At 45.7% G+C, this 18,089-nt stretch carries 14 protein-coding genes and 4 pseudogenes; 5 read left to right on the top strand and 13 right to left on the bottom strand.

Going from position 1 to position 18,089, the window contains the following annotated elements; genetic code table 11:
• Positions 1-209 precede the first annotated feature (209 nt).
• Positions 210-352 (bottom strand): annotated as a pseudogene (locus tag HA51_RS27460) (ISNCY family transposase); the annotation flags it as partial.
• A gap of 1,004 nt (positions 353-1,356) precedes the next feature.
• Between HA51_RS27460 and HA51_RS04465 the strand changes: the two are divergent.
• Positions 1,357-4,296 carry a P-loop NTPase fold protein gene (locus HA51_RS04465; RefSeq protein ID WP_245840160.1) on the top strand — a complete coding sequence of 980 codons (2,940 nt, stop codon included), beginning with the start codon at positions 1,357-1,359 and terminating at the stop codon, positions 4,294-4,296.
• Positions 4,280-4,630, top strand: coding sequence for a hypothetical protein (locus tag HA51_RS27455; protein WP_245840159.1), 351 nt, complete (start codon positions 4,280-4,282; stop codon positions 4,628-4,630). The genes HA51_RS04465 and HA51_RS27455 overlap by 17 nt, the downstream gene beginning before the upstream one ends.
• A 423-nt stretch (positions 4,631-5,053) precedes the next feature.
• On the opposite strand, the pseudogene HA51_RS27450 reads toward HA51_RS27455, so the two are convergent.
• Positions 5,054-5,236 (bottom strand): annotated as a pseudogene (locus HA51_RS27450) (ISNCY family transposase); the annotation flags it as partial.
• Positions 5,212-5,921 (bottom strand): annotated as a pseudogene (locus HA51_RS04460) (transposase); the annotation flags it as partial. The pseudogenes HA51_RS04460 and HA51_RS27450, both read right to left, overlap by 25 nt.
• A gap of 211 nt (positions 5,922-6,132) precedes the next feature.
• On the opposite strand from HA51_RS04460, the gene HA51_RS04455 reads away from it, so the two are divergent.
• Positions 6,133-6,789 carry a hypothetical protein gene (locus HA51_RS04455; RefSeq protein ID WP_084932372.1) on the top strand — a complete coding sequence of 219 codons (657 nt, stop codon included), beginning with the start codon at positions 6,133-6,135 and terminating at the stop codon, positions 6,787-6,789.
• A gap of 210 nt (positions 6,790-6,999) precedes the next feature.
• On the opposite strand, the gene HA51_RS04450 is transcribed toward HA51_RS04455, so the two are convergent.
• The 3 genes from HA51_RS04450 to HA51_RS04440 form a co-directional block, all read right to left on the bottom strand.
• Complete coding sequence (locus HA51_RS04450; RefSeq protein ID WP_084932370.1) at positions 7,000-8,124, bottom strand: hypothetical protein; 1,125 nt, start codon at positions 8,122-8,124, stop codon at positions 7,000-7,002.
• Between the two features lie 11 nt (positions 8,125-8,135).
• Positions 8,136-8,540: a hypothetical protein gene (locus HA51_RS04445; protein ID WP_084932368.1), complete on the bottom strand. Its 405-nt coding sequence runs from the start codon at positions 8,538-8,540 to the stop codon at positions 8,136-8,138.
• A 1,136-nt stretch (positions 8,541-9,676) separates the two neighbouring features.
• Positions 9,677-11,440, bottom strand: coding sequence for an SgrR family transcriptional regulator (locus HA51_RS04440; protein WP_084932366.1), 1,764 nt, complete (start codon positions 11,438-11,440; stop codon positions 9,677-9,679).
• A 144-nt stretch (positions 11,441-11,584) separates the two neighbouring features.
• Between HA51_RS04440 and HA51_RS04435 the strand changes: the two genes are divergently transcribed.
• A complete protein-coding gene (locus HA51_RS04435; protein ID WP_084932364.1) occupies positions 11,585-12,409 on the top strand; it encodes a shikimate 5-dehydrogenase in 825 nt (274 codons plus the stop codon).
• A 249-nt stretch (positions 12,410-12,658) separates the two neighbouring features.
• Here the strand turns inward: HA51_RS04435 and HA51_RS04430 are convergent, their stop codons facing one another.
• Together HA51_RS04430 and HA51_RS04425 are read right to left on the bottom strand one after the other, a co-directional pair.
• Positions 12,659-12,964 (bottom strand): type II toxin-antitoxin system RelE/ParE family toxin, encoded by a 306-nt coding sequence (locus tag HA51_RS04430; RefSeq protein ID WP_084932362.1) that lies wholly within the window; start codon positions 12,962-12,964, stop codon positions 12,659-12,661.
• A pseudogene (locus HA51_RS04425) lies at positions 12,961-13,247 on the bottom strand (damage-inducible protein J). The gene HA51_RS04430 and the pseudogene HA51_RS04425 overlap by 4 nt, the downstream one beginning before the upstream one ends.
• Before the next feature lie 440 nt (positions 13,248-13,687).
• On the opposite strand from HA51_RS04425, the gene HA51_RS04420 reads away from it, so the two are divergent.
• Positions 13,688-13,948: a hypothetical protein gene (locus tag HA51_RS04420; RefSeq protein ID WP_084932360.1), complete on the top strand. Its 261-nt coding sequence runs from the start codon at positions 13,688-13,690 to the stop codon at positions 13,946-13,948.
• A gap of 241 nt (positions 13,949-14,189) precedes the next feature.
• Here the strand turns inward: HA51_RS04420 and HA51_RS04415 are convergent, their stop codons facing one another.
• The 5 genes from HA51_RS04415 to HA51_RS04395 form a co-directional block, all read right to left on the bottom strand.
• Positions 14,190-14,510, bottom strand: coding sequence for a contact-dependent growth inhibition system immunity protein (locus HA51_RS04415; RefSeq protein WP_084932358.1), 321 nt, complete (start codon positions 14,508-14,510; stop codon positions 14,190-14,192).
• A gap of 186 nt (positions 14,511-14,696) precedes the next feature.
• The gene (locus HA51_RS04410) at positions 14,697-15,167 is read right to left on the bottom strand and encodes an RES family NAD+ phosphorylase (protein ID WP_084932356.1); all 471 of its coding nucleotides are present in this window, start codon (positions 15,165-15,167) and stop codon (positions 14,697-14,699) included.
• Positions 15,164-15,607, bottom strand: coding sequence for a type II RES/Xre toxin-antitoxin system antitoxin (parS, locus tag HA51_RS04405; RefSeq protein WP_084932704.1), 444 nt, complete (start codon positions 15,605-15,607; stop codon positions 15,164-15,166). The genes HA51_RS04410 and parS overlap by 4 nt, the downstream gene beginning before the upstream one ends.
• Positions 15,608-15,746: 139 nt before the next feature.
• A complete protein-coding gene (locus HA51_RS04400; protein WP_084932354.1) occupies positions 15,747-16,862 on the bottom strand; it encodes a M24 family metallopeptidase in 1,116 nt (371 codons plus the stop codon).
• A complete protein-coding gene (locus HA51_RS04395; protein WP_084932352.1) occupies positions 16,862-18,088 on the bottom strand; it encodes a M20 family metallopeptidase in 1,227 nt (408 codons plus the stop codon). The genes HA51_RS04400 and HA51_RS04395 overlap by 1 nt, the downstream gene beginning before the upstream one ends.
• Position 18,089 lies beyond the last annotated feature (1 nt).

Genomic DNA, 18,089 nt, shown 5'->3' with positions numbered 1-18,089 from the left:
CGTTGGCTAGTTTCTCATCAATTCGCTTAACCATCATCATATGAGCCAACAGAGACCGATCAGATTTAGTACACAGCAAAGTTAATAATATCTTCAATTACGACGTGAGGGGATTTCCATGAAAAAGCGTTTATTCGACAAACCGATTAACAGTATTTCGGATGGGCCATATTGGATTGTCTTTTCATATAAATGCATGGTAGCGCATGGAGCATGCGGCGACAGTGCCGGTCGGAAATGCCGAGACGTTTAGCCGCGAGGTGGGTTGTCAGCGCCGGTCGGCAATGTCCTGAATGACTTTAAGTCGGTTAACTTCATTCATCGTGAAAAACTTTGCACCAGAAGCCGCCATAATAGATTCCTCAGCAGGTAACCCGACGCGTCTAGTTTAAATACATCATTCTTGATAAATTTAATTTTTATCAATTTCATGTAAAATTTCTGATAACGGGTGTTATGTTCAAAACTGCAGATTTGGCGGCTCATCGAGATCGACGGGAGCAATTCAAGAAAATTAAATAGATCCGCTCAGGATCCATTGAGGATGGGTTTTCGGCTTTTCTCCCGTGATCGAAGAATAACTCAGTGGGTTCAGAATAAAAAACGAGATCTTCAGCGGCCGTTATCGCAGGAAGATGTCCATATAATACTGATTATAAAATAAATAATAAAAAAATCGGGTGAGGGCGCATTAGGCACTACCCCCGGACACTTGGTCAGGACAAGCATTTCAAAGAGAGGATGTAGAAGGGAAATCCGGCTCCGCGGTGTTCCTCGGAGAGTAAACAGAGGATGAAAGCTTAAAACCTCGCATCAAAATTGTGACCCACACCAGCTTAAGGCGAGTGCGGGTGGCATCTTTCTGGCCCGGAGGAGAGTAAATCACGGTGTCGCAAAAGTAGACACATCCTTTAAGTCTGGTGCTGATAAGCAATACGTATGCTCGACTCTGCCACCACGTAAGTATTGAAGATCCGAACGGCAGACCAGGGGACCTGACCCGGTTTGACCATCATACAGTGATGCGCTTTGCTGATTCAGTTATGTGATTGTACAGACTTGAATTCCTCTCCAACATGCTGATAATAATATAATTTTCGTGAAAAGTTAGAGTGGATAAAAAGGAAATGATGCTGACTATTAATCCTTTTGTGGCTATTCCGCTTAACGGTGTGTTGTATTCGGAACCTGTCAAATATGCACAAAAAAAGAACTATGGGAGCTAAAAAAGTGACTAGGAAAATTCTCACCTAGGCGATTATGATGAAAAGGTGAGATTGCCTGATGAATACATAAGCGATCACTTGGCCGCTCAGCAAAAAACTTACTCAGATTCTATGGCAGAAAGGAGAGCCCGTGGCACTGATACTTCAGCAGGAAACGCCTTCCGATAGCGACCTTTTCAAAGGCGAGAGTCACAGAAATGTTGCTGATAAAATGGCAGAGGTCATCAAAGATCAGGACATAAATATACTGGGTCTGGAGGGCGAACTTGGATCGGGTAAATCGACAATTATTCATTTCCTCAAAAAGAAGTTAACTCCGGATTACACCTTCATCAACTTTGATGCCGAACTTTATCATTATGGCAATACGAAAAAAGCGCTGATTGAAGTGATTTACAATGGTATAAGTGTAATCCCAGGGGTTAATAAAGCTAAGTTGGAAATGCTCAGGAACAAGGCGCTGGGTAATATTGTTGAATATGACAAAAAGGTGAGTAGCAGGCTCAGTTGGTGGACGGTGAGTTTTATCCTTTTATCACTTCTTTCTGTACAAATGGTCAGATATCTTCTGCTTGATCTGAATGCTTATTTAAAGCCAGGCAGCACCATTGTAAAACCGGTCCTGTTATTAGAATTCCTTGCACTGCTTTCACCAGGAATGCTTCTGTTGTGGCTGAAGTATAAATCTCGCCAAAAAAATCGAAAGCTCGGCAGTGTTGAAGATGTTATTAGCGTGGGCGATCTTTTCAAGCAAAACAGCGTCGACAAGATTTCAGAAACCTGGCTTATCAGCAGAGAAATCGGCACGATTGAATTAACTAATGCGCTGACCGGATTTACAGAAAGCTCAACCGTGCCTTCCGGCGCAAAATTTATCCTGATAATTGATAATCTTGATCGCATTGGCGCGGATAAAGTGAAAGAACTCTGGAGCGACATGGAGCTTATCGCAGGCACCACGCATAAGCAGTTTCGCATCATTGTTCCTTATTCTGCTCGTCACGTGGCAAAATCGCTACTTGTTGAGGGGCATACCGGTCGGGAATTTATCGCCAAACGCATTCCCGTCACGTTCACCGTGCCGCCGTTGATTACAGCCGGATGGCAGGATGCATTTCGCGTGATGTGGAAAGAGACTGTATGTAATAACAAGGCCGATTTCTCGTGTGAAGAAACGATGCTGATTCTGGAGCGCTGGCGTCCGGGAGAATACCCACGGATTACGCCACGCCTACTCAAAAAGTTGGTTAACGACCTTTATATACTCCAGAAGACTGTACCTGTTTCAGCACCGGAGGAATATGTTTTGCTAGCTCTGTATGTCATTTTCGTTCGGTATAATGAATCAGATGTGACGACGCTGCTCAGATTTTCTGACGGTGAAAATGCCAATATGCAGTTAACTGAATATGAGGACAAAGTTCTGGCTACGCAGAAGCAGCTGAACCGGATTTTCCTCAATGAAACAAGGCGCTGGAGCGAATATCTTATGAGTATTCACTTCCAGGCACCTGTTGAGCTTGCGCTTTCTGAGTTATTGGATATGCCGCTCACTGATGCTGTCAAGAACAAAGATTTCGCTTCAATCGAAAAGCTATTAGTACTCTATGGTTTCAGTCATGCTTGGCAACGGTGTGCTCACAGAATGTCGATAAAAGACTGGCTCGAGACTATTGTTAAACTGCCTGACTCATCAATTAACAAGATTAGCCCGGAAATTCAAAGTTCAGTGCGGGCGCTTAATGCCTCATATGCTTTGACAGAGAGAGAACCATTCCGGCAGAATTTCAGTCTGAGTCTCAGTAAGCTGATAAAAGAAATGCATATCGGGCTGGAAGACTTCATCAACCGGCAGACCGATTTTATTATCAGAGATCTTAGCCGCCTGCAGAGCACACCCCAGAACGATGAAACTTATGTTAACGAATTGCTAGCCGAAGCAGATATTTACTCAGGATTTCTGGGTTACAGCCTGCTGAATAAAATCACAAGAGATCTCTCAGGAGAGGTTTATTCTTTATACCTCCTGAACAGACATAAGCAGTTTTCAAACCTTGAAATCCCCTCACTGTCACTCATTGAAGAAGAAAAAGAGAAAATGCTTCGCTTTGAGTTGGGTGATGAGGGAAGTGACATATTCAATGATGAAATTATCCGCTTCTTTGGTCTGGCTAGTGCTTCAGTAAACAAACTGGTAGAAAATAAAGAGAATAACTTACCAGAAAGTGTATCAGGCGCTTATCGTGAACTGTTAGGTAATACGCAGATAACTGAAAAAATTAAATTCAGGAAATTAATATTTAACAAAGAGTGGTATGCCAAAGGGTTAATACAACGCATACCATATCAGAGGGCTATTCAGGAAGAATACCCAGAAGAGTTTGCGGCCCAGATTGTCGCTCACATGGTTGCAATCGATGATTATACCGGCATTGAAAGCTTTGCACAGGAATACGCAGAGAATGACGATTTCATTAAGTATCTTGCCAGTTATTTCCGTTATATGACTTCATTCCATACGGTACTTAAATCGCTGAGTAATGAAACAGCCGCACCCTACGTGAAACCTGCTATAGCGGACATTATTCTTAATGATCATCTCGATGCTATCCAGACCTTATCTTATGCTGGTAGTTTCTATCCTGAAATTGCCAAGCTTCCGGGGAAAATCAATCTGCTTAAGCCGTTAATTGACAGGGAAGAAAAATTTTGCGAGCGAATCAGGGAAGAAAATTTGGAGAGCCTCGACAGTCAGTTTATTGATGACGTGTTCAGCACTAATTCGCTTCCACTGGTGATGGATAAAATTATCATTCTGAGCCAGTCTTGTTTCACCGATAAGGAGAGCCTTTACGCAGCAATTGTCCTGCTTGGAGATAATAGAAAAATTATTCTCAGCCGGATGGCAAGTTCGGATCGGTTCGTAGCAGCTAGGAATGCAGCACCATGGTTTGCTGAGTGGTACCGTTCCGCTGATGTGTCAGATCCAAGCCATGGCAAAAAACGTCCGGTTCTTGTTGTCTGTTTTGCATGCAGATCTGCAGGCAGAAATTTTGCTGGAACTTCATGATATCCTACTCGAAACCGACAGGAGTATTGAGAGACGTATTGCGGTTATCAGGGACTTTAAAGATGTTCTTGCGTTCAAAGAACCTGAAAAAAGAACTTCGCGCCGGGCTGTGGCTGCTTTATTTCCGCGATCTGTTGATGATGAGGTGCTCCGGGGCTGGCTGGATGCACAAAATCTAACTTTGAGCAGCTGGAACACGGAAGATGCAGAAAGCGTAAGCCTCATCGTGTGTGAAAATATTGAGCTTTTCCCCAAACTGGTAGAATCTTCACAGTACATAAAAAAAAGGTTACAACAGAAAGCTGAGCAAACACCTTCTGCCCTTTCAGAATAACCTCCCAAAATATAACAGCTCTTATAGGGGCTGTTATGTTTCCAGCTTTCTGTGTCGTTATTGAAAGCTGATGAATCAAGGGCGTAAAAAAAATTAAAAAGCCTCCTTTCCATAAGCGCATTCGCTTCATAAGTGACGGCTTTCCACCTGAAACTGTATGCATCTTTAAGCTGAAGCTTGAGCAGCCTGTACATAGACTATACGCAACATGTTAATCGATAGCATCATCGGCCTGGATGCATTCTCCGCCAGATCATCGCTGATGGGAATAAAGTCCAAGAACTCATAAGATGCGATCTTATTGGGAACCACATTTTATACGACACCTTTAATGCCGGTAACCTTCGCGGCAATGTCATAGATAAACTCCAGCGATGCCGACATCAGATGCAATCCCTATCCTTTGCCTTGATAGTCACAGCGGTGATCGCAGCCGTCAATCTGTATCAGCTCGCCAACACACGCACGCCGGTAGAGAGGTAGCTGAATTTTAGGGGAGCGATGCCTGCGCGGGTTCCAGAAGCCTGACTGTATCACGGTCTCTTTAGATAGAACCGCGTCGTACAGTTTGGCCAGGCTCTCGCAGGCGAGTTTCGGACCAAAGTCTGGATCGCCAGTGCTTCGCGGTTAAAATCATCCACCACGTTGAAGGTCCTGAAGCGCCTGCCGCACACCAGCGCATCGTGCATAAAATCGATGGACCAACTCTGGTTCATCGCCTCTGGCGTCGCCAGCGGAGCCGGTTACGCACTGGCAGGCGCTGTTTTCCCTTACGATGAAAATTCAGTTTCAACAGGCAGTAAATACGGTGAACCCTTTTATGGTTCCATGTATTGCCCAGCCTGCGCAGCACCTGAAAAAAATCTTTTTAAAGCGTATCGCGGATAACGTTCAGCCGCCACGGTCAGCGCCATAATCACCGGCTCATCACGTCGCGTATCTGGCTGATAACGAATACAGTCCTGCTCAGCGACAATGTCCTGCATGCCTGACGTAAGCTCATGGCAAACTGCGCGGTCAGATAGCTTACCAGCCCACGCTTTATCGCTGGTTTTAAAGCTTTTATTTCAATAACGTCTTTCAGGGGGCGGTACTCGAGACTCAGGTCCGCAAACATCTGTTTCAGTCGGCGGTTTTCATCCTCAAGATCCTTCATCTTTTTGATATCAGAGGCTTCCATGACGCCGAACTTCGCTTTCCAGTTGTAGTACGAAGCCTCAGAGATCCCGGCCCCGCGGCAGACATCCTTAACGGTGCGTCCGGCTTCGACGGACTTCAGAACGGCGATGATCTGGTGTTCGGTAAATCATGCTTTGCGCATGGCGATCTCCTCCGAGGACACAATCAGTATGCCGGAAGATCTCTAAATGTGAATGGTCCGTTTTGCAGGGATACTTACAGTAACTGTAGAAAATTCTTCAATTTTTTGATGAAACTTATGATCAGGGTATCAAGAAATTTTAGTGGCCGACGATAATGTTTTTATTTTAAAGGAGGATGTTATGACGATTCCAGGCGCAATCATTGCTATACTACCGCTTTTATACCAGTTGTATTCTTTGCTTCAGACTTCCAGGAAAGATAAAAATAATCTCATTGAAAAGCTTTCGAATGAGTTGCATCGTGAAGTGCCAAAAGCATATGTTGTGGAGTCATTAATTGCGAAGCTTCATAAAATGAGGGCGCCTAAATATGATGAACTTAAAATTATTCTTAACAGGAATAATGGTTTTGAGATTATGAATACCTACGCTACTGGTCGCCGAATGGTCTCAATTATTGAACTGAATACCACCCTAGTACCTGTTAGGTTCGAGTATTCTGAACTATATAAAAAGAGAGAGTATAGAAGGGGTATTCGGATATCATTTCTAGTTGTTGGGTTAATTGCTTATTATTTCGGTTATAAATACCAGACCGAGGTATTAGATCAGTTAGTCTACTCTTCGACTGAGGAACGTATCATGGTGATGGGTAGTGAAATTGCATTTGGTCTTAACATGATAAATGCGATTTTAGGTTTCTTGATTTATATGCCATTTACGGTTCATGCTGCCCGAGTTTGGTTTTGCCGGTTCACTATTAAACGTCTTAATGTATTGTTGAATGCAGAAGCTATGCATGTTACATCAGATATACAGATGAAACCAGAACGTTAAATAAACCTGCACCGCGACTAAGGTTTGCTCATGAAATAATTAAGCTAAATCTTTTGGCGGAAAAGTACAGAATGGTTTGATGCCTGCGAGTAAGTGATCTTGGGGCTAGCAAACCAAATGCCGCCCCTTTGTATGACGTTGCTGAAAACGCAAAGTAAAATAATAAAAGAGGGCTAAGTTGCCCTCACAGAGTTGTGGAAATTATAAAAACTAACAATCAAATATTCTTATTTGCAAATGGTCGTCATAAACGATGTGAATTCTATCCTGATAGTTTTTAGATCTTGGAAACACCCTCCAAGATGTAAAGTTATCTGGAAGATGGTGTTTATTATCTTCTACCATTCTGAATAAGTGTTCATCTTCAGTTTCAAGAAAACTGCCTGCCGTAATATTTTTTAGCCTGACTATATCGATATCGTTGAAAAAATTTTCCTTACTACTCTCAATCCAGCTTTTTCCTTTGAAAACATATTTTTTATTATTATAATCAATTGCATGCAAAGCATTTGACTCAAGCCAAGTATGAGTGAATTTTTCAATTGGAATATTTTTAAAATCTTCATTTTCCAAGGATTTTAAGACACTGTTAATTTTTTTTTCTTTATCTTCACGGCTAAGCTTCCCAAGTAAAGAATGAGCATTTTTATTATCTTTGAAAACTGAGTCACTTCCTATATCATTAAATTTGTATGCTATCTTTTTATCAATTCCGTCAAGAATGGCTAACGTTGACTGAGAATTCCATTCACAACCGAGAATAACATCACTGTTAATTTCCTTCTCGATTTTTTTGGAGAATCCTATTTTCTTGATCTGATCAACTTTATTATTTACTATTTCAATTGCACCCTTTGTTCCTGCGGCTAAGATAGTTCTGCCCCATGAGCCAGTGCTAAGTCCAAAGATTTTAGCTCCAGACCATACTTTTTCCGGGCGAACGAAATGCTGCACGACGCCATTATTCCATTCATCTATGAAAGGAATTGTTTCAACTCCATTTTCAGAAGCTATATACATAATATTGTCTTTGACATCCAAATCAGTACACCATACATTTAAATCTGTACAAGTACCCTTCTGGTGCCGATTTAAGAAATTTCTATCTATATTGATAGTAAAGTCTTTATGTAATGAAGAATTACACCCTTTTCTGAAATCTAAAAGCTTATCTTTTATTTCAAAGTATTCAGGATAAGAATCCAGATATCTTTCAATTAAATGCTTCCAACTGTAAGAGCAAAGCACTCCATTAGTATCAACAGTAAATAGGACGCCAGAATAGATATAGGATTCAATGAAGTCTCCGGAAATATTTATTTTAATATCGAACATATCTATCTCCTTTACCTAATTGTATGTATTTTCATGATCTTTCTTTTAGGTATTCCTGGTGTCTGAGACCATACTGTTAATAATGATGAATCAGGTGGGTCGGTAAGGGGGTTGACCGGGTATCCATGCCAGCATCCCTGATCTACAATAAATTTTGCCACAACCAGTTCAGCATATTTTTGACCTTTTTTTAGAATTTCTGGTCTGTAATCTTCTCCGATTACGCATAAATTATCGTTAGTATACTTTAGAGACCAAATGTCATTTTTAAAAAACCAATTTGCACTGTATCCAGTATTGAAGATATCTTCTTCTTCCTTAATGCTAACAATCCACTTACTCTTTTTAACCCAATTCCATTTAGGAATTCGGTGATCATCTTTGTGTCTATATACAGGTTTATTTTGTTGCGTCATACTGAGCAAATCCTTTTGAAGTAGGTATGTTCAAGAATACATTTTTTTTATTAGATTGTCTCTTTTAGTGCGGCTTTTGTCTCATCCCCAAGAATCTGATACTTAACTTAGTGCTGCGCAGCCATGTTCATTGCAAACATCCGTTTTTTAAATCTCCTTAGTGTTGATGCACTTGTGCCAGTGTAGATCCTGTAGTGCTTTCAGCAACATGCAAACGTAATTTATGTGTAAGACGCGTGATCTGTCTCAAGAACGTAACGCGCCCGATCGCCTCATCCACAGCTTCGTTCAGCCTGATGTGCGGTGAACTCCAACAGCCGCATCTTTTTGTAAACCACTTCTTCTTATTGCGCTCGTCCGTCCGTAGTACATATCTAAATGGATCGACAACTAGCACGTCCACCTGCGTGGAGGGCGATGCGTGCCAATCTATAACGAGTCAGACCATGATATTTATCCTGATGAAAAACAGCCGACATAGAAGATCCTGCTGGACACATCGATTCATCATTTCCTGCAGCATTAAAATTATCAGGAATTATCTTTTAGTCAAGATGATGGCCTTTTGACGCCTGTGAAGACCGTAAGCTTAAAATCGATGCTTTGCTGACTGCATCAAATTAAGCTAAGGAACTTACAGTCCTAAAGGCAAAAATCTGATCCTGTGTGAATGTAACGACGGCAAAGAAGATTTTGGCCACTTTCAACAGTCGACAGATCATGCCGGAAAATGGTGCACACCGTAGTGCTAAATATCTGGATATCATTGAAATTCGAATTTCCTTTAGGAGACGTATAGCCTCTAAGCCTCACGCGTTGCTCAACCATAGTCAGTAGGCTAATGACACAATGATTATTTCATTATTATCATATAGATACCAAAGTGCACTAAATACTTATTATGTTAAATTATGTATCCCATTGAAAATAGCTTGCTGTTCCCCCCACTTTTGGCTAACTGAGATCTCATTAAAGAATGCTTTATTGGAACAACGAAGAATAAAAATAATTTTTCCTGATAAAGCACATCAGAACCTATGTCTTTCATTATTGGGCTGCTCTACTCACCGATGAATAGAAAAGAAGATCGCGCCGGCTGAAAAGCGTATAACCGAGCCCCAGAACCGATTGCCAGGTTACTCCGGCTCCATCCATGTCGACTTAAAATCAAACCAGCCAAGATTGTTAAGATGGATCCCATGTGCCTGTTCAGGCCCTTTCAGGCGCATCCAATGATGAAACAGCGGCTGCAGCCAGCCTTCACCGACCACATTTTGCATTAATTGCTGAGAGGTCAAAGTCCCTCCTCGCCACTCCTGCAACCATTGGTTGAAAATTTCGGCGTTACCACCAGAAATGTGGTCTTTTAACAACGGCATTCCCAACAACCATGCCCCTACGTTCCAGGCTTCGGGAACAGGAAAGTTGACTGTTCCCAACCAGAGGTCCACTTTTACCTCTCCCGAGGCCCAACGTTCGTACTCTAATTCGATGAGTTCAAGCTCGACGCCTGAATCGGCAAGAACATCTCTCATAACGCCTGCCAACATCCGGTATTCTGGATGCTGTGCGTGATAAGCCAACTTTAAGCGGCAAGGTATCTTCGGCGCCTGCGATTTACCGGCATCCATGCAGTGAAACCATGAAGGTAACAGGCTGCCTGTGGGCACCCAAAATTGTCGGATCGGCTCGATCAGTTTCTGTATTAACAGGTTAGGATTGAGTTTTTCGCGCAGCCAGCGCCGCTTTTCAATGTTCTGCCATTGGCTGGAACGACTGTCACATAGCAAAAAATATCCACCGCGCTCAAGAAACATCTCGCTTGAAAGATCAGATGGTTTCCCCGTGAAGTTAACCGCGTGACCGGCAACATAATCCACGTCACTAATGCTTGAACTCAACCAGGTGGCAGACTGCGCAGGCACGGCATTAACTGCTGTCGATTTGGTAGCTTTATCACCTAATGACAGTGTGGCTAGAGCTGGCCACATCAACACTTCCACCTCATCAAGCAGCGCCCGAAAGCCGAAGTAGCGGTCATAAGCCTTTAAAAGCAGACGCCAGTCATTATTTTCACTCACCTGATACGGTCCGGTGCCGATTGGATGTGAGGCAAAATCAGCATGCAAGGCGTGATCGACGGGCAAAATCAGCGCCGTCGGATGAGACAATAAAAGCGGAAGCTGTGGGTCTGCCTGACTTAGCTCAACCACCACACATAGCGTACCGCTCTGGTAGATCCGCTGAATATGAGAGAAAAGAGGCTTGTGTGTAGAGCGAGTCAACGATTCAACGACATCCTGGCTGGTCAGCTCCCGTCCGTCGTGAAACAAGACGCCGGGTCGCAAATAGAATCGCCAATGCAGGTCGTCAACATGGCGCCATTGATGTGCGAGGTCAGGCTCAATCTCGCCAGTATCCTCATTAACACGGGTGAGCCCATTAAAAATTTGCCTAACAAGATGCAGCTCGGAACGACGCAGCGGAGTTCCGGGGTATAGATTAGGCATAGTGCGGTAATACGGCACACTAAGCGACTGATAATCATTACGAATGCTATAACCCAGCTTACTTCGAAGCAGCGAAGTCACCAGTTGTTTTTCTTCGCCAAGCAGGCTTATTGCTTCGTCAAAATTGCCTTCTTCGATGAGCTTATCAGCCTTTTCAACCAGCAGTTGATGGGAATTTCTCAGCAGGTTCAACTGTGACCGATGCCCTCTCCCTGCAACCGATAACCAGTCAACCCAACCCAATGTTTGCATCTGAACTAACAAGCTACGCATGTGCCTTTTACTGCAGTGAAGTTTATCCGCCAACTCCTGCAGGGTGGTACTACCGCTTTGTGTCGGGAAGAAATTCAGCAGGCGTAGATACTGTTGTTCAAGCCGTCGACCAGCCATAAAAGAGGAACTCCGATGTATAAACTTCAGCAGTTTTTAATCTCATCTTTTTAAGCCATTATTTTCAACACCGCAACGGCTGATGGTCAAACCTGCGGTTAAATCCCAGTTGATAACAGAAATATTTTTATGAAGGCGTTCGTTATGACTAAAAATTTAAACAAAGACACCACTATCTGCATGTCATTGGCCGCAAGACCGAGTAATTTTGGCACGCGCTTTCATAATTATCTCTACGATGCGATGGATCTCGATTACTTGTATAAGGCTTTTACTACGCGGGATTTGAAAGCCTCTATCGGCGGCGTTCGCGCATTGGGCATTCGCGGTTGTGCAATCTCAATGCCGTTCAAAGAAGAGTGTATTCCGATGCTGGATGAACTCGATTCCTCCGCAAAAGCCATCAACTCGGTAAATACCATTGTTAATAACGACGGCTATCTCAAAGCCTTTAACACCGACTACATTGCTATAGCCACTCTGCTGAAGCAGTTTCAGATTCCCACCAAATTTACCTTTGTCCTTCGCGGCAGCGGCGGTATGGCTAAAGCGGTAGCCTGCGCACTCAAAGATGCTGGTTTCAGTAAAGGGGTTATTGTTGCCAAAAATGAAAAAACCGGCCCTGAATTAGCCAAACTTTATGGCTTTGAATGGCATAAAGAGATGGGGGATCTGAACGCTGAGCTTCTCATTAACGCAACGCCAATCGGTATGGAAAATGGAGACGACGCAGACAAACTTTCCTTTACTCAGCTGCAGATTGAACAGGCACAGGTCATCTTTGAGGTCGTGGCTCTCCCTGCAGAAACGCCGCTGGTCACCTATGCCAGAAACAAGAACAAGACTGTCATTACTGGCGCTGAAGTATTTGCTATTCAGGCTGTTGAGCAATTTGTTCTCTATACCGGCGTAAGGCCCGATAATGAACTGTTTCAAAAGGCGGCTCATCACGCTCGCGCCGGGGCTTAGAGCACAGCATCACACCTCAGTCTTTTATATAAATACCTATCGATACTCGTTATCCGATGACATAAAAATAGAAGGTGTACCCTATGAATAACGGTATTTATACAGTTATTATGTTAAATAAGATGTCCAAGTATGCACTCAACATCCCCATTTTTAATCACTGTGAGCAAACACCCTTTGTGGCTACGGTCGTGAACGTCTTATTTTTTTAGGTTATTGAGGGATTACGGGATAACTCGCTGTTCAGGCTCAGCTCTGGCTGTAGCGGCCTGCTATCTTGCGGGAGGTATGTAGCACGCGCAGGATGCGCACCCGCTCTTTTTCGGCAACGTAGACGATGATAAACGGGAAGTGAGGCACCACAAGCTTACGCTGACGCTCCAAACGCCCGGCTTTCACCCCGGCGAGCGGGTTTTCCGTCAGGATAGTCACCATGCCCGCCAGACGGTCATCTGCTGCGATAGCCACCATCGCGCTCGCCTCGCGGTTCAGATAAAGGAAGATGTTTTCTCTGTCGGCCTGAGCAGGTTTTTCCCACTCAACCCTAATGGTCACAGCTTACCCCGCTTGGCCTGATGTTTCAGCGTATTCATCCGGCTTTCCATATCATCATTGCTGATGTACTCGCCTTCACCTGCCTCATGACGCTGAACGCCTGTGCTATCTGCTCTTCCAGCCAGCCTTCATGCTCACTACTCTGATGACGGCGTTCTTCGGCGGCCAGCTCTTCCGCTCGCTGACGCATCAGCTCCGTCAGGCTCATCTGTTGACGCTCTGCCGCCTGCATTGCCAGCCGTTTCGTCTCTTCGTCTATTCTGAAGTGGATGGTGCTGCTCATTCTCATCGCCTCGCGTGGTGTCACTTGTGTTGTTATTGTAAGGTCAGCGTTCCTGATTGTCATCTCCGGTCTGCTCTTTGATTGTCGACTTATCGGTATTAAATACAAGATACAAGCCTGAACCTTTACAGGATGTCAACTGAGCCGGTTGAGATGCTTAAGACCACACGTAACATTTCCCCGCTTGTGGTTTATCTTCTTAATTTCACCTCTACTTTTGTATCTATTTCGAAAGTTATTAGCAAAGCGATATGTGATCATAATAATTTCACTCATATTACCGTATGGTAAAGAAAGTTATTGAAGTAGCTGTAAGAGCGATAAAGAATTTTCTTAAAGAAAATTGATGTTGAATGTCACTTTATGTTTCTAGGAACATTCCCTATCGCCTTTCTCTTATCAACGGCTATCCTTTAAGTCGTTGACTAACTGGAGGGTATATGGACGATTGCATTATTTTCATTGAGGGTCGCAAACCCTATGTTAGTAAAGCGCCACGCAGTAGCACCCATATTGAAGTACTTAATCCTGTAACGGGTAAACATGAAAAATTATCATTTCATGCGGTTCTGAAGGGAAGAATGACGAAGCAGCCTCAACGTTTTCTTTATGCTGGCAACGGAAATAAAGATCCTTTTGAAATTTGGGATGTCTGGCATCATATTAATCATTTAAAACCGCGACCAGTGACCATTAGCTAATACTGTTGTTGATATCCAGATTACGCGTGCCTTTCTTGTTCTGGCTGACTTTAACGCCGTTAAGTTCACTGCCGAAGTCTTGGGTATTGTGAAAACAGTTATGTAGCCATGTCGCGTAGATACCCGTGCTCTAACTATTAATGCTGCTTCAGCCTTTGAACCAGAAATATGGTTACTGCTTTGGCTCTGCTATTAGCATCGATTCAACCCCAGTTCAGAGGCCACTATTCCATCACACCCTTTAGTCTAAATGTCCGGAAACCTGCAGGTGTAAGCGGATCCGGGCTTTAACTAAATCCAGAAATTTAGCTGGCGTTGTTCCCCAGTTTTCAGGAACAAACGTGCCACGGTAATGCGCCCTGAAATCTGCCTCCAGATCATCACACTCCAATAGGAACAAGTCGATGTCATCGATGACCGCATGTTGCAAGCCCTTGTGTGATGCAGCGAGGAAGGCATCTATTTTTGGCTCGATCTCTTCACTGTCGTCAAAGAGGTCATAGTCCTGACCGAAGTAAATGACAATGAGGTCATCGAGAGCGCTGATATTGATTCTGTCCATGTTATAGCTCCGGAAAGGCGGTCAGTTCGAAATATGGCTTACCATGATATGGCCTGAACTCAAGAGAGATGCGGGGATAGCCGTGCTGGAACCGCGCTTCACAACGATGCCTGTGGCCGTGAAAAGTTTAGATAGGAGAGCATGTTCCCAAGTGCACGTGTTCACCCATTACAGCACTGATAGACGTTAGCTTCGATCAGGCCTTAGCCTTCTATCAAATCTGAACGGGATCGCCTCAGCTTTTTGAGCAATCCCATAAAAATCTGGATGCTGCGGGTTTAACAGAAAATTGTACTCCACTGGCGACAGAGCACTCGGTACTCGCAATGCTATCGAGCTATTGGTAAAACACCACGCATCTCCGTATGCGGCCAGTTCCTGGGGCGCATCTTCATCAGACCAGTTTTCAGGTATTTGTTGCATATCGGTATCCTGAATCTGTTCGTCAGGAATATCGATGCGCAGTAGCGTGAATGAGTCCATGATTTGCGGCGCGTTCAGATGTACGAGCGTCTCCAGCATAGTGAGCGATGCAGTCTCAGAGACATAGACCATTGGAACCCCAACACTGTTCCATCGCCCTCCCGCCTCTTTAGCGCCATAACCTGTCCAGGCAGTTGTCAGATGCTTGGTTTTGGTCAGCCGGTAGAGAATCAAGAATAAACCCCGTGCTCCAGACGCGTAATCAACTTCATGACTTCGTAAGCGCCGGTTTCGGATGCCATCAGGTCTGCGGGGACCTTCCAGCTCAGCGCCCTGTTTGGCTCATTCAGCCACTTCTGAGCTTCTTCTTTGTTGCCCTCAAACAATTCAACCGCACGGTCAATAACGCGAATGATACGCACCAGTCGTTCGCTTTGATCTGAACTGAAGCGCGCCTTCATGCTGCGACTGAAGGTTGTTGATGGAATGCCTGACATTTTACGGAGATCATTTTGCGTGATTTTGGCCCAGTCGAGTATTACGTTGGCAACCTTGCCCTCAAGACCTTCGCTAATCTGGCCTAACAGCGCTACACCGTCAGAGCTATGTAACCCCGCGACCTGCCATAAACGGGGCGGTCTGACCTGAGTCGTGGACAAGCTAAATGTTTTCATCATCAAACCTCCATTTGGTTGTTTCATTATAACCATATGGTGATATGTGCGCAAACATCAGCGGTGAGGTGACTTTGCGTTGCTGGCTTTTTTGGCTGCCCAGAGTTGGCAAAATATCACGCGCTATGCTCCCTCCTGTTTATTTGTTTTCCGGTAGCGCGAGCAGCTGGCGCGGTAAGGTTGTCAGTCGCTCAGCCCCTTGCGGTGTTACGCGCACCGTTTCGCTAAAGGCTAGGCTCTGCGCTGAAATGTACATGTGGAACACCATATCTTCCTCCAGTTTCCACTCGGCTTTCGCATGGAAACAGCAGGAAAAATCACTCGGGCGCGGCGTGCGCGTATACAGCCCCAGCGCATAACCCGTGATATTAGGATAATCCGCGCGCAAGCTACTGCTGAGCACCGCCTCACGAGCAATTGCATCCACGTCACGCGCGCTCATCCCCGGCTTCATTGCGGTAAATTGTTGATCCTGAATAGCGATTAACTGTTGTGCCAGTGCGGCACGCTGTGGCGAAATCTCACCGACAATAAATGGCCGCATCAGCCTGGCGCTGTAATGTTTCACTTTGGGAATCAGCTCAACGTGGAGCACATCGCCACGCTGTAAACGCTGCTCGTGACCGCTCGCGTGAAGAAAACCGTTATCGCCGCTGGCGATGACAATTGGCCCGGTTTCTCCGGTATCCGCACCCAGACGCAAAAACTCGCCAGCCGCTAGCGCGGCGACATCCCGCACACGCCAGTCGCCCTTCACTTCCCTGCCAATCGCCTCCAGCGTGGTATCGGCAATGGCGGAGGCCTGACGCAGCGCCTCCAGTTCCGCCGGGAATTTTACGCTGCGCAGCCGATCGCTCACGCCGGTTAAATCGCTCCACTGTACCTCCGGTAAATGGCGCGACAGCTGCTGCCAGCTGTGCATTGTCATGCCATAGGAGGTATAATCCGCGCCAAGGCGCGCTCGCTGATAACCGCGTCGAACCAGACTTTGCGCCACCGCAGACCACGGGTCCTGATCGTCGCGATAGCTTTCTACTGTCAGCGAAGGAGATTGCGCCCGACAGGGCGCTTCATCCAACTGACGTAACACCATCCAGGGATCGCCGTTAAGCGGTACCAGGCAAGCGCGATACAAGGTTTCCGACACGGTATAGCCGGTCAACCAGGCCAGCAGTTCACCATGATCGATGATCATCACATCCACATTGGCCTGCTGCATAGTGGCACGCAGGCGGCTTAACGCGGCAGCATTCATTATGCGTTCTCAACTGGCTGGCAGATCTCCAGAATGGCGAGCAGATAGATGCGCACCATATCGAGGAATTCGGTTATCTCAACGCGTTCATCCGGCATGGTGTTGTATTTCCCGCCAGGGCCGCACACGATACCTTCCATGCCCGCATGCTGATAAAGATGTGCAGCGTCAGTACCAAAGAAGGCTGGTGGCGTGATCACTCCCGTAGGTTGCTCGGTACCACGCACCGTTTTCCAGCCGCGATTGACCGCTTTGACAATCGGTGACTCTGGCGAGACTTCGAAAGGCAACATGGTGGGTTTATCGCGGATACCGTCATCGAACAGCTCGGCTTTCAGGCCGGGGAAGCGCTGGCACAACGTATCCAGCAGTGCCTGCAGATCCGCTAACACGCCCTCGACAGTTTGGCCCGGCGCGAAGCGAGCCGACCCTTTCAGACGCACAAAGTCGGCCACCTGAGGCGGGCGCCACTCTTCCAGATCGCGTCCCAGCGCGCCGTGTACGGTGCCGATGTGTCCACGGTTAATTTTCAGATGCTCATCACTTTTCGCGCCACTGAACACCATGCCGTTAATCTGCGGAATCAGCTCAACGGCGGCGTTGATCGCATCGACGGCTTCTTCACGTTTCGACAGATGGCGGGTATCGCCAGTGAGTTCAATGGTGAACATCAGCGAACCGGCATGCATGGTAAGCGCCTGCAGATCGGTCGGTTCCGCATTGATGAAGTAGTCAGCACGCACGCCCTGTTCAATCGCCGCCAGCGTGCCGATACCGCCCTGCAATTCGCCCACCACGTAGGTGAGGATCACGTCACCTTTGAGTTTCACGCCCGCATCAATCAGCGTTTTCAGCGCACAGAAATAGGCTGCATCGCCCGCTTTCATGTTCGAGACGCCAATGCCGTAAATGAACTGGTCGTCAATTTTTCCTGCCCAAGGGTCCACCGTCCAGCCTTCGGTCACGGGATTGGTGTCCAGATGGCCATTGAACAGCAGGCTGTTGCCGCCGCCGCTGCCCGCCAGACGGCCGATGGCATTGAGACGGTCGCCCGGGACTTTTTGCAATTCGGTTTCAAGGCCCAGCTGCGTCATCTGTTCTGCCATATAACTGGCTAACTCACGCTCGCCATCGGTGGCGCTGTAGCTTTTGTGCTGCACCATTTTTGCCAGGAAAGAGAGGCAAAACTCGCGATTGATATGATGAATTAACTGTTCAGGATTCATG

This window comes from Pantoea rwandensis, from assembly GCF_002095475.1.
Lineage (GTDB): Bacteria > Pseudomonadota > Gammaproteobacteria > Enterobacterales > Enterobacteriaceae > Pantoea > Pantoea rwandensis.
The sequence above is the reverse complement of the archived record's forward strand: the minus strand, read 5'-3'. Positions and strand labels throughout refer to the sequence as shown.